The 13,284-nt window shown below is 71.1% G+C and carries 13 protein-coding genes and 1 pseudogene; 5 read left to right on the top strand and 9 right to left on the bottom strand.

All coding sequences use genetic code 11. From position 1 onward, the window contains the following. Positions 1–470: 470 nt before the first annotated feature. Positions 471–1,301: an alpha/beta fold hydrolase gene (locus ACWD68_RS17580; RefSeq protein ID WP_451807313.1), complete on the bottom strand. Its 831-nt coding sequence runs from the start codon at positions 1,299–1,301 to the stop codon at positions 471–473. Positions 1,302–1,495: 194 nt separating this feature from the next. After that, on the bottom strand, positions 1,496–2,149 hold the full coding sequence (locus ACWD68_RS17575) for an NADPH-dependent F420 reductase (RefSeq protein ID WP_451807312.1): 654 nt from the start codon (positions 2,147–2,149) through the stop codon (positions 1,496–1,498). A 110-nt stretch (positions 2,150–2,259) separates the two neighbouring features. Between ACWD68_RS17575 and ACWD68_RS17570 the strand changes: the two genes are divergently transcribed. Beyond that, positions 2,260–3,144, top strand: coding sequence for an RNA polymerase sigma-70 factor (locus ACWD68_RS17570; protein WP_451807311.1), 885 nt, complete (start codon positions 2,260–2,262; stop codon positions 3,142–3,144). 282 nt (positions 3,145–3,426) lie between these two features. Continuing rightward, a complete protein-coding gene (locus tag ACWD68_RS17565) occupies positions 3,427–4,188 on the top strand; it encodes a GntR family transcriptional regulator (RefSeq protein WP_451807310.1) in 762 nt (253 codons plus the stop codon). Between the two features lie 158 nt (positions 4,189–4,346). Here ACWD68_RS17565 and ACWD68_RS17560 read toward each other — a convergent pair whose 3' ends face one another. The 3 genes from ACWD68_RS17560 to ACWD68_RS17550 form a co-directional block, all read right to left on the bottom strand. Then, positions 4,347–5,504: an ROK family transcriptional regulator gene (locus tag ACWD68_RS17560; protein WP_451807309.1), complete on the bottom strand. Its 1,158-nt coding sequence runs from the start codon at positions 5,502–5,504 to the stop codon at positions 4,347–4,349. A 121-nt stretch (positions 5,505–5,625) separates the two neighbouring features. Further along, positions 5,626–6,288 carry a response regulator transcription factor gene (locus ACWD68_RS17555; protein WP_451807308.1) on the bottom strand — a complete coding sequence of 221 codons (663 nt, stop codon included), beginning with the start codon at positions 6,286–6,288 and terminating at the stop codon, positions 5,626–5,628. A 14-nt stretch (positions 6,289–6,302) separates the two neighbouring features. Further along, a complete protein-coding gene (locus ACWD68_RS17550; RefSeq protein ID WP_451807307.1) occupies positions 6,303–7,466 on the bottom strand; it encodes a sensor histidine kinase in 1,164 nt (387 codons plus the stop codon). A gap of 108 nt (positions 7,467–7,574) precedes the next feature. On the opposite strand from ACWD68_RS17550, the pseudogene ACWD68_RS17545 reads away from it, so the two are divergent. The 3 genes and pseudogenes from ACWD68_RS17545 (at position 7,575) to ACWD68_RS17535 (ending at position 9,733) form a co-directional block, all read left to right on the top strand. Continuing rightward, a pseudogene (locus tag ACWD68_RS17545) lies at positions 7,575–8,503 on the top strand (ATP-binding cassette domain-containing protein). Between the two features lie 2 nt (positions 8,504–8,505). Next, entirely contained in the window at positions 8,506–9,231 is a 726-nt protein-coding gene (locus ACWD68_RS17540; protein WP_451807306.1) for an ABC transporter permease subunit, read from the top strand. 58 nt (positions 9,232–9,289) lie between these two features. Beyond that, positions 9,290–9,733, top strand: coding sequence for a hypothetical protein (locus tag ACWD68_RS17535; protein WP_451807305.1), 444 nt, complete (start codon positions 9,290–9,292; stop codon positions 9,731–9,733). A gap of 1 nt (position 9,734) precedes the next feature. Here ACWD68_RS17535 and mug read toward each other — a convergent pair whose 3' ends face one another. The 4 genes from mug to ACWD68_RS17515 form a co-directional block, all read right to left on the bottom strand. Next, positions 9,735–10,235 (bottom strand): G/U mismatch-specific DNA glycosylase, encoded by a 501-nt coding sequence (gene mug / locus ACWD68_RS17530; protein ID WP_451807304.1) that lies wholly within the window; start codon positions 10,233–10,235, stop codon positions 9,735–9,737. A 44-nt stretch (positions 10,236–10,279) separates the two neighbouring features. Further along, complete coding sequence (purB, locus tag ACWD68_RS17525) at positions 10,280–11,722, bottom strand: adenylosuccinate lyase (protein WP_451807303.1); 1,443 nt, start codon at positions 11,720–11,722, stop codon at positions 10,280–10,282. Positions 11,723–12,008: 286 nt separating this feature from the next. Further along, positions 12,009–12,464, bottom strand: coding sequence for a hypothetical protein (locus ACWD68_RS17520; protein ID WP_451807302.1), 456 nt, complete (start codon positions 12,462–12,464; stop codon positions 12,009–12,011). A 126-nt stretch (positions 12,465–12,590) separates the two neighbouring features. Then, on the bottom strand, positions 12,591–13,067 hold the full coding sequence (locus ACWD68_RS17515; RefSeq protein ID WP_451807301.1) for a transcriptional regulator: 477 nt from the start codon (positions 13,065–13,067) through the stop codon (positions 12,591–12,593). Positions 13,068–13,284: the final 217 nt, after the last annotated feature.

The following is a 13,284-nucleotide window of genomic DNA, read 5'->3' as shown; positions in this document are numbered from 1 at the left end:
TCGGGCCACGGCTGCTGTCGGCCACCGTGTGCGGGATCGCCGCGGCCGAGTCGGCGGTGGCCGGGGTGATCACCGGCCGCGGAGCGTGGCTGCGCATACCGGACGCCACCGAGGCGACCGCGCTGCTGTGGCAGGCGGCGGTGGTCACGGTCGTCGGCTTCGTCTGCTGGTACATGGGCATGCAGCGCATCGGCGCGGAGCGCGCCACGCTCTTCTCCGGCCTCATCCCCGTCGCCGCCGCCTGTACCGCGCCGCTCGTGGGTACGGGTGCCTACGGGGTCCCGCAGGCTGCGGGAAGTGCCCTCGTGGGCGCCGGAGTCGCCCTCGGGTCAGGCGCGTTGAGTCTCGTCCTGGGGCGCGGCTCGCGGGCTGTGGCCGAGAGGGACGCTGGTCGGGGCTCGAAGGCGGTCGCCGAGGGCGGCGGGCGGCGCGGCGCAGGCGTGGGCTTCGCCGGGGCGGCGCGCCGCCGCTCAGCTGCTGCCGTCGAGGATGACACGGGCCACGAGCGCCGGGTCGTCGTTCATCGGGACGTGGCCGCAGCCGGGCAGCCGCACCAGCCGGGCCCGCGGAATGATCTGCTTGGCCCGGATGCCCTGGCGGCGCACCAGCAGCCGGTCACGGGTGCCCCAGGCCACGGTGACGGGAAGCGTCGGGATGTCGTCCGTGAACTGGACGGTCGTGCCCGCCCGGAGGGTCTCGGTGAAACCCTCGGCGTGGGCCAGGGCGAGTGTCTCGGCGACGACGGCATCAGGTGAACGGCGGCCGGGCCGGGCGTAGATGGTGCTGGTCAGCACGGTCCGCCCGGCCGTCGAGCGGGAGAGCCGTTCGACGACGGGCAGCGGCATGCGCCGGGCGGCCTGTCGCATGGCGAGCAGCACACCGAAGGCGTAACGGCGTTCCACCGGTGACCAGAAACCGGCGGGCGACAGCGCGGTGACGGACCGTACGAGCTTCTCGCGGCCCAGCGCCAGGGCCAGCAGCCCGCCCAGCGAGTTGCCGGCGACATGCGGCCGCTCGATCTCCAGCGCCTCGCACAGCGCGCCCAGCACGGGGACCACCGTCGCCAGGTCATGGGTGAGCCCCTCGGGCAGCGCCGGGGATTCGCCGAAACCGGGGAGGTCGACGGCGATGACGTCGCGCTCGGCCGCGAGGATCGGGATGACCGGGTCCCAGGCCTGCCGGTGGTGGCCGATCCCGTGCAGCAGGAGCAGCGGCTCACCAGCGCCCACGCGTGCGTAGGACAGGGTGACCGCCCTCGGGCCGCGCGAGGAGGGAAGAGTGACGGAGACCGTGTCGGACATGGGACTGCTCCTCGTCTGGGACGCCGGGACGAACCATCTTGTAGACAGCTTGTCAGCAATTACTACCGACGGGTAGCCCCGGGCCGTCATGAACCGTACGACGCGGGGCCGGGCCACCGAGAGCCGGATGCCCATGCCCCGCCGCTGTCCTACGAGTCCCGCGCCGGCGCGCTCCCGTCTCCTCGCGTCCGGCGCTAGCGCGCCCTGCGCACCTCCACGTTGAAGTCCGGGTGCCCGACGCCCTGGAACAGGTGCAGCCACAGCGGCAGGTACATCTCCACGGCCCGCGCCGTGCGGATGCCCCCGAGATCGAGCACGCGGTGTGCGGGCCAGCCGAACTCGCCCAGCAGCGCGGTCACCTGCTCCTTGGCGCTCGCGTCGTCGCCGGAGACGAAGATCTGGTGCTCGCCCGGCACCCTGGCGGGGTCCACCATCACAAGACAGTTGACGGTGTTGAGGCTCTTCACCACGCGCGCCCGCGGGAACGCGCGCTGGATCTGCTCGCCCACACTGTCCGACTCGACGGGCGAGAGCCGCAGCTCGCCCTCCTCGAACTCCATGGGGTTGGAGACGTCGAGCAGCACCTTGCCGTCCAGGTGTTCCTCGCCGGCCGCCCGCAGCACCCCGAGAGCCACCCGCCCGCCCACGGCGTTCACGATCACCTCGCCGAACGCCGCCGCCTCCGCGAACGTGCCGTGCAACGCCCCCGGACCCGAGCTGTCCGCCCACTCGACTGCCGCCGCGTTGTCCTTCGTGCGCGAACCCAGCGACACCTCGTGCCCCAGCTCGACCAGCTTTCCGGCCAGCGTGCGCCCCACGTCGCCCGTGCCCAGAACCGCGTACCGCATCGTCGTTCCTCCAGTTTCGACCCGCGGGCCACCGGCGGCCCGCGGTCATTGTGCTCCGGGAGCGGCGGTTTCGCCTGGACACGGAGGAATGTGTCGGGTGGGATGGTGCGGTGGCCACCGACACCGCGACCGACGTCTTCGAACAACATCGCCCCGTACTGATGGGCGTGGCGTACCGCATGCTCGGAAGGGTGGCCGACGCGGAGGACGTCGTCCAGGAAGCGTGGCTGCGCTGGTCGGCCGACGACCGGTCGGACGTGCGGGAACCGCGCGGCTATCTGGTCCGCGTCACCACCCGGCTCGCCATCGACCGGCTGCGCCAGCTCCAGTCGCGCCATGAGGCGTACGTCGGACCGTGGCTCCCGGAGCCGTACGTCACCGACTTCGGCGACAGCGTCCCGGACACCGCCGAACGAGCGGTCCTCGCCGACTCCGTCTCCCTCGCCGTTCTCGTCGTCCTGGAGTCCCTGTCACCGCTGGAGCGCGCGGTGTTCGTCCTGAGGGAGGCGTTCGGCTATCCGTACGCCGACATCGCGGCCGTTCTCGACCGGGGCGAACCGGCGGTGCGTCAGCTCGCCGGGCGGGCACGCAAGCACGTCGAGGAACGGCGGCCGCGCTACGAGGTCGATCCCGCCGAACGCCGCGACCTCACCGAGCGGTTCCTCGCCGCGGCGGGCGAGGGCGATCTGGCGGGACTCATGTCCCTGCTGGCGCCGGACGCGCGACTGATCGGCGACAGCGGAGGCCTGGCCCAGGCGCCCCTGCGGGTCCTCGACTCCGCCGACAAGGTCGGCCGCTTCGTCATCGGCGTCACCAGGAAGGGCGTACCCGCCCTGTCGTTCCGCTTCCTCGAGGTCAACGGCGGTTTCGCGGTGCTCGCGCTGTCCGCCGGCAAGCCGGACAGCATCATCCAGCTGGACGTCGCGGACGGTCGCATCCAGTGCGTCTACATCGTGCGCAACCCGGAGAAGCTGGTGGCCCTTTCCGCGGACTAGTCCCGCCCGGCACTCCGCCCGAAGGGCTCCGCCGGAGTGGCGGAAGCACCGCGAAAGCCCCCGTCTCACAGACGGGGGCTTTCGGCGTTGTGACGCGAACATCGCCCAGTGAGAACACCCCGTGAACGCTCCGCGGCCGGGCACCTGTGCAAACCGTAAGGGATCGAGGATTGGTCTTGACCAAGGGTGGGGGCGGCCCTATCGTCGCAGGGATAGTGCAGGAACCTTTAATAAACAAGGGCGTTAAAACGCCGCCGGGCCACGGCGATTGCGGAGGACAGGGTGGGGACCACGCAGTTGGAATCGGTGCCGGAACCGAAGTACTGGCATCTCAGGACCGTGCTCAGCGAGGCACTGGACTCCGAGTTCACCGTGGGCGAGATCCTGCCCAACGAACGTGATCTGGCGGCCCGTTTCGGTGTCGCCCGGGCCACCCTGCGCCAGGCGCTCGAACAGCTCGAACTGGAAGGCCGACTGCAGCGCCGCCGTGGCGTGGGCACCACCGTCGCCCCACCGCGCGTGGGTGTGGCCGTGGGAACCGAACAGAACGTGTGGCCCGGGGCGGTCGGCGACGCCTGGCACCCCGCGGACTGCACCCTGGCGGCACCGCCCGCGTCCGTGGCCGCCGTCCTGGAGACAGCCACCGGCGAGCAGGTGCACGTGGTGCGCCGCTCCCGGGTGACACACGGTCAGCCCGTCGCGGCCGAACTCCTCTACGTCCCGGTGTCCTCGGTGCCGGACCTGTCGGCGATCGACGCGCCCTCGGGTGCCGCACGCGCGCGTGCGGTGCTGCGGGAGCTTCAGCGGATGGAGCTGGAGAGCCAGGACAGCGCCGTCGAGCTCGGTTCGGCCCGCGCGGACGACGCCAAGGAGCTCGACCGCCTTCCCGGGGCGCCCGTTCTCGTCGTCACGACCCGTTTCTTCACCGAGGGGCGCACGGCCGCGGTATCCGTGGCCACGTACCGTGCGGACACCTGCCGGCTCACATTCGGCGACGCCGGCGGCGTGGAGATCCACCACGACCCCGAGCGTCGCGCTTCCTGAGCCGCCCAGCCCGGACCCGTCGCGGTCTTCGAGCCGCGCCCGGATCACACCCGCCGCGCCCCGGAAACACTCCGGGGCGCGCCGCTCTTCCGTCATCGCCGTGTCGCCACAGCCGTGCTGCCATGGCCAGGCCCGCCGTCGGTCGCACTGCCGTCGCCTCAGCGGCGAGCCGTCACGGTCCCCTCCACCGCGAACAGCTGTTCCTCCACATGGTCGAGGGCCAGCCGCAGCGCCCCGGTCGCCACGGCCGCCTCGCCCAGCATGGAGAGGGCCACCTTGGGCGGGCGCAGGCAGTAGCGCGCCAACTCCCGCCGCAGCGGCTCCAGTACGCCGTCCAGGCCGGCCGCCCAGCCGCCGATGACGACCAGCTCCGGGTCGAGGGCGAGGACCAGCGCCGCCACGTCGTGCACCAGCCGCTGGATGAAGCGGTCGACCGCCGCACGCGCCCGCTGGTCGCCGCCCTTGGCCAGCGCGAACACCTTGGCGACGGCCTGCTCGTCGAGCGGGTGCAATGGCTCGTCCGTGGTCGACAGCAGCGTCTCGGGGGTGACGTCACGGCCCAGCAGGTGCAGCGCGCCGATCTCGCCGGCCGCCCCGCCGTACCCCCGGTGCAGCCGCCCGCCGATCAGCGAGCCGGCGCCCGGGCTCAGGCCCGCCAGGACGAACACGACGTCGTCGGACTCGGTCGCCGACCCCTTCCAGTGCTCGGCGACCGCCGCCGCGTTGGCGTCGTTCTCCACGAGCACCGGGCACTTGAAGGAGCGGCTCAGCCGCTCGCCCAGGGGCAGACCCGTCCACTCCGGCAGCGCCGTGCCCAGGCGCACCGTGCCGTCCGCCTCCACGATGCCGGGGCTTCCCACCCCCACGGCCCGCAGGGAGCTGCGGGCGACACCGGCCCTGCGCAGCAGTTCGGCGACCGCCACCCGCAGCCGTTCCAGCCGCTCGTCGGCGGACGCCGTCTCGTCCACGTCCTTGGCCATCGCGCCCATCACGCGCCCGTCCAGGTCGGCGAGAAGCGCCGCGACACGGTGCGGGCCGATCTCCAGGCCCAGCAGATGCCCCGCCTCGGCCCGGAACCGGAACCTGCGCGCCGGACGCCCCTGGCGCCGCGTGGCACCCTCCTCGGCCGCCTTCTCGACGACGAGCCCGTTCTCGATCAGCCCCTCGACGACGCCCTCGACCGTCGGCCGCGACAATCCGGTCACCCGGGTGATCTCGGTGAGGGTCGCGCAGTCCGTGGCACGCAAGGCGTGCAACACCACCGCGGAATTGATCCGTCGCAGCAGAGAGGGATCCCCGCCGGTCAACTGCCCCAACGTCCGTCCTCCCAGCTCGTACGCGTGTTGGCCGGATCGTACTCGGCGCGGGGGACACCGGCGAGGGCCGGGGACCCTTTGCCCTTCTCGGGGCACCGCCGGGCCGGTCCCCCGGGCGCCGTCAGCCCGGTGCCACGAACCCCGACTCGTAGGCCGCGATGACCGCCTGAGTACGGTCCCGCGCACCCAGCTTCGCCAGTACGGCGCTGACGTGCGACTTGACCGTCTCCGTCCCGACCACCAGCCGTGCGGCGATCTCGGCGTTCGACATCCCCCGGGCCATCAGCCGCAGCACGTCCGCCTCGCGCTCGGTCAGCGCTGCCCGATCCATGGCCGCCCGCGCCGCCGGATTCCCGCCGGCGGCCCCGTACTCGGCCGCCAACTGCCGTACGGATGCGGGGAACAGCAGGGACTCACCCTCAGCGACCAGCCGCACCGCGTGCACGATCTCGGCAGGCCGCGCCCGTTTCAGCAGGAATCCATCGGCCCCCGCGCGCAGCGCCTCGTAGACGTATTCGTCGTTCTCGAACGTCGTGACCACGAGGATCCTCGGCGGATCGGTGACGGTCCGCAGCACCGCGCGTGTGGCCTCGATGCCGTCCATCAGGGGCATCCGGACATCCATGGCGACCACGTCCGGCCGCAGCCGCCGGACCAGCGGGATCACCGCGGCACCGTCGGCCGCCTCCCCGACGACCTCGATGTCGGGCTGGGCCTCCAGAACGGCGCGCAACCCCGCGCGGACGAGGGGTTCGTCGTCGACGAGGAGAACGCTGACCGGCATCCGGCCAGCCTAGATCAGCGCAGCGGCAATTCTGCGTGCACCTGCCAGTCACCCTCGTCCGGGCCCGTCCGCGCGCGGCCGCCGAGCAGGGCGGCCCGCTCCCGTATGCCGCGCAGGCCGCTGCCCCGTCCGGGCCCCGTGATGCCGGCCGGCAGGGGATTGCGGACCTCCAGGGCCAGCGTGCCGTCGCCGACCTCGATGCGGATCCGCACCGGGACGCTCCCGGCGTGCCGCAGCACATTGGTGAGCGACTCCTGGAGGATGCGGTAGCCCTCCCTGGACACCGGACCGGGTACGGTCTCCAACGGGCCCGTCACCTCGGCGTCCACCTTGGCTCCCGACGTGCGCGCCGACTCCAGCAGCCGGTCGGCGTCGGTCAGCGTCGGGCGGCTGCTCGCGGGACGCTCCGCCTCGCGCAGTACACCCAGCACCCGCTCCAGGTCCTCCAGCGCGGCTCGGCCGGTGTCCTCGATGGCGATCAGGGCGCGGTCGGTGAACGCCGGGTCGGCGGCCGCCCGCGCGGCGCCGGCCTGCACCACCGCGACCGTGAGCGCGTGGCCGATGGAATCGTGGAGCTCACGGGCGATGCGGTTGCGTTCCAGGAGCTGCTCGGTGCGCTCCTCCAGGGCGGCCAGCCGCTCGGCGGGGGAAGGACCGAGGAGCCGGCGCGCGAGTGCCGTGATCAGTTCACCGAGGCCGACCACCCCGCCGTACAGGGCGAGCAGGGGCAGCGGGACGAGCAGCGCGCAGCTCCAGTGCGGGTCCAGGAGCATCACCACGGGGTCGTCGGTCGGCCGGTACCCGGTGGCCGCTCTGCCGAGATCGACGGCGAGCAGGGGCATCCAGACGGTGACGCCGCAGGCCGCCCATCCCAGCAGGATGCGCGCCTCCAGCCAGAGCACGGTCCGCCACCTGTCCCGCCAGGCGACCGAACGAGCGACCGAGAACACCTGGTCCTCGCCACTTCGCTCATCCGGGGCCAGCATGAACCGCGCCTGCACGCCCTCGCCCCGCCGCACGGCCGGAATCAGCCCCAGTGGAACCACCAGCAGCGCGGGCACCCACGGCTTCGCCATGTCGATGAACAGCCACACGCTGGTGAACAGCATCGGCACCCACAGGTGCAGCAAACGCGTGTACGTCGTCCCCCACAGCAGCGGGCGCAGAAAGCGGGCCATTGCGTCATCGTTCCAGCCGGCACTGACAATGGACCTCCCCCGGGCGGGGGAGAGGATCCCCACCGGTGGGGGAGGCGAGGACCGGTCGGTGACGGCCACGCTGGGCCCATGACCGGCATCGACGTCCAAGACCTGACCAAGGCGTACGGCAGCAGGCGCGCCGTGGACCATCTGACCTTCAGCGTTCTCCCGGGCCGTGTCACCGGATTCCTCGGCCCCAACGGCGCCGGGAAGTCCACCACGATGCGACTCGTGCTGGGCCTCGACCGCCCCACGTCCGGCACCGCGACCGTCGGGGGCCGCGCCTACGCCACCCTCGACGAGCCGCTCCGGGAGGTGGGCGCCCTGCTCGACGCCGGTGCCGCGCACGGTTCGCGGACCGCCCGGGACCATCTGCGGGCGCTCGCCGCCACCAACCGCATCCCCGAACGCCGGGTGGACGAGGTGCTGGAGGAAGCCGGGCTCGCCTCGGTGGCCCGGCGCCGGGTGAAGACGTACTCCCTGGGCATGCGTCAGCGTCTGGGCATCGCCGCCGCGCTCCTCGGCGACCCGGCCGTGGTGCTCCTCGACGAACCGTCGAACGGGCTCGACCCGGAGGGGATCTCTGGATCCGGGAACTGCTGCGCCGGCTGGCCCGCGAAGGACGCACCGTCCTCGTCTCCAGCCATCTCATGAACGAGACCGCGTCCTTCGCCGACCAGCTCGTCGTCCTCGGCCGGGGCCGGCTCCTCGCCGACATGCCCATGCGTGACTTCATCCACGCACGCGTGCAGCCCCGCGTCCGGGTACGCAGCACGGACGGCGACGCGTTGGGGAGTCTGCTCGCACAGCACGGCGTCGAGGCCGTCGAGGGGGAGGGCGGCCGCTGGACCGCCCTCGACGTGCGGATGGAGGACATCGGGCGGCTCACATCGGCCGCCTGCCTTCCGATCCTCGAACTCTCCTCGGAGGAGGGCACGTTGGAGCAGGCTTATCTGGATCTGACGGCCACCGAGACCGAGTTCGCCGCCATCCCGACGCAGCCTCAGGAGGCCTGACCATGTCCTTCGCACCCGCTCTCCGCGCGGAATGGATCAAGATCCGAACGCTGCGCTCGCTCGTGTGGGGCCTGCTCGCCGTCCTCGCGGCCACGGTCGCGTTCTCGGCGCTCGCCGGACTCGACGACTCCGGTGAGGGGGACTTCGACCCGCTCTTCTCGACCTTCTTCGGTGTCAGTTTCGGCCAGATCGCGGCGATCACCTTCGGGGCGCAGGCGGTCTCGGCCGAGTACCAGGGCGGCGCCCTGGGCGTCTCGCTGGCGGCGGTTCCCCACCGGGGGCGCTGGTTCCTGGCGAAGACGGTGGCGATCGGCGGACCGGCTCTCATCACCGGTCTGGTCACCGGAGTGGCGGGCCTGGTCGTGGGGACGTCCGTACTTGGGTCCAGGGCGGACGGGCTGACCTGGGCGGAAGAGCTGCGCGGAGTCGTCGGCTGCGCGATCTACCTGACCCTGATGGCCCTGCTCGCGGCGGGCCTGGCAGCCGTCCTGCGTAGTGGGGTCGCCACGTTGAGCATCCTGATCCCCTTCCTCCTGATCGTGTCCTTCGTCGTCGGGGGAGCGTCGGGGAGCATCGCGGACTTCCTGCCGGACAAGGCGGGTCAGGCCGTTCTGCACGAGACGTCGGACGGTGCCCTCGGCCCCTGGAGCGGGCTGGCCGTCACCGCTCTGTGGACCGTCGCGGCACTGGGGGCGGGCGCCTGGAGCGTCCGGCGCCGGGACGCTTGACCTCGACGGCCTCCTGACGCCTCACCAATTGTCAGTGCCGGCCGCTTTACTGGACGTCATGACCATCGCGCAGCATCTCGCCACGATCGACCGGCTGTGCTCCGAGGACTTTCCGCCGGAGCCGGTTCGGTCGGACGCGGGCACCGGTGGACCCGGTTACCACATAGCCGAGTTAGTGACGAGCGAGGACTTCTGGGAAACCGACGGCGCGGCACGCGAGGAGACGGAAGAGCAGTACGAAGCCGACCGGGACGCTCTCTCGGAGCTGCTCACCCGCCGCTGGGGGCGTCCGGACGTCCTGAGCCTGTCGAGCGTCTTCGACCGGGCGACGGACGGCGAGGACATGCCCGAGCCCTGGGGCGCCCTGAGTTCGCACGTGCCCGACGTGCATCTGTGGAAGCCGGGCGGGCAGGACCGCTGGGTTGCTCTCGGTGTCTCGCAGTGGGACAGCGAACTGCCGTTCCAGCTGCTGGCCGTGGTCACGGAGATCGACCCTCCATGAGTCACGGAGTCCGCGCCGCCTCCCGCAGGCGGCCGAACTCCTCGGCCATCGTCGCCGCCGTCCATTGTGCGTTGAGCCCGCTGGGGTTGGGCAGGACCCACACCCGGCTCGAGCCGATCGTCCGCTCCTGAGGGCCGATGCGGGCCCTCCGGTCGTCGAAGGCCGATCGGTACGCGGTCACCCCCACCACCGCCAGCCACTTCGGGCGCAGCCGCTCGACCTTCGCGACGAGCAGCCGTCCGCCCTCGCGATACTCATCGGCGCTCAGCTCGTCGGCCCGCGCGGTCGCCCGGGCCACCACGTTGGTGATGCCGAGTCCGCAGGAGAGCAACTCGTCCTGCTCGGAGGGCTTCATGAGCCGGGGCGTGAACCCGGACAGGTGCAGCACCGGCCAGAACCGATTGCCCGGGCGGGCGAAGTGATGGCCGGTGGCCGCCGTCATCAGGCCCGGATTGATGCCGCAGAAAAGCACCGAGAGGCCGTCCGCGACGACATCCGGCACGAGCCGGTCGCGGGCGGCCTCCAGGTCCGCTGAAGTGAGCCGGGTCAGAGGATCGCCCCGGGCGTGTAGCCGGCGGCCTCCGGGTGCTGCTTCACGATCTCCTCGATGCGACCGACGACGACTGCCACCTGGTCGGCCGCGGCCCCCGTGAAGGACAGCTTGTCGGCCATCAGCTCGTCGAGCTGCGCGCGGTCCAGCGGGATCCGCTCGTCCGCGGCGAGCTTGTCCAGCAGCTCGTTGCGCTCGGCGCCCTGCTCACGCATGGCGAGGGCGGAGGCGACGGCGTTCTCCTTGATCGCCTCGTGGGCGACCTCGCGGCCGACACCGGCGCGCACCGCGCCCATCAGGACCTTGGTCGTCGCGAGGAACGGCAGGTAGCGGTCCAGCTCGCGGGCGACGACGGCCGGGAAGGCACCGAACTCGTCGAGGACGGTCAGGAAGGTCTCCAGGAGACCGTCCAGCGCGAAGAACGCGTCCGGCAGTGCGACACGGCGCACGACCGAGCACGACACGTCGCCCTCGTTCCACTGGTCGCCGGCCAGCTCGCCGGTCATCGACGCGTAGCCGCGCAGGATGACCATCAGACCGTTGACGCGCTCGCAGGAGCGGGTGTTCATCTTGTGCGGCATCGCGGACGAACCGACCTGGCCGGGCTTGAAGCCCTCGGTGACCAGCTCGTGCCCGGCCATCAGCCGGATCGTCTTGGCCGTCGAGGACGGGGCGGCCGCCAGCTGCACCAGGGCGGTCACGACGTCGTAGTCCAGGGAGCGCGGGTATACCTGGCCGACGGAGGTGAAGGCCTGCGAGAAGCCGAGGTGCCCGGCGATCCGCTGCTCCAGGTCCGCGAGCTTGGCCGCGTCCCCGCCCAGCAGGTCGAGCATGTCCTGTGCCGTGCCGACCGGGCCCTTGATGCCGCGCAGCGGGTAGCGGTCGAGCAGCTCCTCGAGGCGGCCGTACGCGACGAGCAGCTCGTCGGCGGCGGTCGCGAAGCGCTTGCCCAGGGTGGTGGCCTGTGCGGCGACGTTGTGCGAGCGGCCCGCCATGACCAGCTGGGCGTACTCGCCGGCGAGCTTGCCCAGCCGGGCGAGGACCGCCACCGTGCGGTCGCGCATCAGTTCCAGCGAGAGGCGGATCTGCAGCTGCTCGACGTTCTCGGTGAGGTCGCGGGACGTCATGCCCTTGTGCACGTGCTCGTGCCCGGCGAGGTCGTTGAACTCCTCGATCCGCGCCTTCACGTCGTGCCGGGTGACCTTCTCGCGTTCGGCGATGGAGGCGAGGTCGACTTGGTCGAGGACGCGCTCGTAGTCGGTGATGGCGGCGTCCGGCACCTCGATCCCGAGGTCCTTCTGGGCGCGCAGCACGGCGAGCCAGAGCTGACGCTCCAGTTTCACCTTCTGCTCGGGGGACCAGAGTGTGGCGAGCTCGGCGGAGGCGTAGCGTCCGGCGAGAACGTTGGGGATACGGGGCTTTGCAGGCGCGGCAGTCACGTGCATGGAGCATACCGGCTGTCCAGCGCGGGTCCTGTTACGTACGCCGCGTCCTGAATGCGCAGGTCGGGGCGGAGCGGCACCCCCCGGCGGACCGGGGTGTGCGTGAGAGGTGCGGGGACGGGACGGAGGTGCCGCGCGGGCGGGCACCACAGATCACGTCGTCGCTCCTGCCGTCCGCCGGTGGTCCCGGCGGAGTGACGCTCAACTTCCCTTGAGTAAAAGAGAGTTGTTCATCGTATTTGGTAGAGAGATGACTTGGCGGATCGTTTTCGCAGAGCCTTGCTCAGGACCCCGAACGCGGGGGGCGGCTTCCGTAGCCCGCCTGCGCGTGGGGGTCGGGGCGGGACTGCTCGCTGCCGACCACGGCGCGCAGACCCCCGTACGTTTTTGAGGTGAACCGATCGTGAGCGAGGGTGAGCTCGGCCGTGATCAGCTGGTTGCGCTCGTCGTTGACTTCCTCGATCTCCCGCATGAGCAGGGAGTTCTTGGCGCGCAGTGCCGTGTTCGCGTTCCGCGCTTCGTCGAGGGCTCTGGCATGGCTGCCGAGCCTGATGGCGGTGATGGTGGCCCTGCGGGCCATGGCCTTCTCGCGCTGGGACAGCTCCAGCTCGCGCTTGTGCATGTCCAGCTCGAGGCGTCTTCGGTGTTCCGCCAGGACGCTGAGATCATGCCGTGTACGGATGTCGGCCTGGTTGACCGTGTGGCGGAGCAGGGCTGCCAGCACCCCTGCTACTCCCATGGTCAACAGGCCGACCCCGACTGCCGCTGATTCCCATGTATGGTGCCAGACGCCTTCGCCCACGAATGTCCAGCCGGCTGTGCAGCTGGCGGTGGACGCGAATGCCAGTCTGTACGCCACGTCTCTTTACCCCCTTGCAGTAGCCCCCCGGTTGTCGTCGGCATCGAGGTCCTTCTGGAGCTCGATCGCTTGGACGATGTTCCCGCTGAGCATTGTGCGGATTCTGAGATCAGTGATTCCCCATGCGTCCATGGCCTCCTCCGGGGTGAGTGATGCCGAGGCTACCCTCCGTACCGTCGGCTGAGGCCCGTGTTCCGGGGGAAGCATGCCGCTGTTGACCAACATCTCCCGCTGGTCGAGACCAAGCACTGACGCCCATGTCGTCAGCTGCGAGGGGAGGGGGAGGGTCTTGCCTTCCAGTGTTCTGCTGATCGTCGTGAGGCTCACTCCAATCGCGATGGCCAGCTGAGCCCGGCCACCGGCTCGTGGGCGGACGTCGTACCCGGCCGCAGTCGCGGCACTCGTGAGGTACTCGCCAACCCTCCTTGCGAGAGCTTGTCGCTCACCGCGGGACTCGTGGGGGGACTCTTCCATGCTCCGCATGCCCGGAGAGTAGCGCGCATGTATGCAACTTGCACGCGACTTGCATGCGTGCATCTTCGCAGGTCAATGGCCGTTTGGGCGTCATGCCAGGCCAAGAGGGACGGATCGCACTCCAGTTCCCAACAAAAAGTCCCGTCGTCATACCGGCGAAGCAACTTGCGTACGTGTACGCAAGTTGCATATGTTGCATGACTGTGAGTTAGTCGCACGTATGCAA

It is taken from the genome of Streptomyces sp. NPDC005141, from assembly GCF_053599975.1.
This window is presented reverse-complemented; position numbering and strand designations above follow the sequence as displayed.

Excerpts from the sequence above, each read along its gene's own strand:
- ACWD68_RS17520 (WP_451807302.1), bottom strand. The coding sequence starts at position 12,464 with ATGGGAGTAGCAGGGGTGCTGGCAGCCCTGCTCCGCCACACGGTCAAC.
- ACWD68_RS17540 (WP_451807306.1), top strand. The coding sequence starts at position 8,506 with ATGTCCTTCGCACCCGCTCTCCGCGCGGAATGGATCAAGATCCGAACG.
- ACWD68_RS17575 (WP_451807312.1), bottom strand. The coding sequence starts at position 2,149 with ATGCGGTACGCGGTTCTGGGCACGGGCGACGTGGGGCGCACGCTGGCC.
- ACWD68_RS17515 (WP_451807301.1), bottom strand. The coding sequence starts at position 13,067 with ATGCGGAGCATGGAAGAGTCCCCCCACGAGTCCCGCGGTGAGCGACAA.
- ACWD68_RS17555 (WP_451807308.1), bottom strand. The coding sequence starts at position 6,288 with ATGCCGGTCAGCGTTCTCCTCGTCGACGACGAACCCCTCGTCCGCGCG.
- ACWD68_RS17550 (WP_451807307.1), bottom strand. The coding sequence starts at position 7,466 with ATGGCCCGCTTTCTGCGCCCGCTGCTGTGGGGGACGACGTACACGCGT.
- ACWD68_RS17535 (WP_451807305.1), top strand. The coding sequence starts at position 9,290 with ATGACCATCGCGCAGCATCTCGCCACGATCGACCGGCTGTGCTCCGAG.
- ACWD68_RS17580 (WP_451807313.1), bottom strand. The coding sequence starts at position 1,301 with ATGTCCGACACGGTCTCCGTCACTCTTCCCTCCTCGCGCGGCCCGAGG.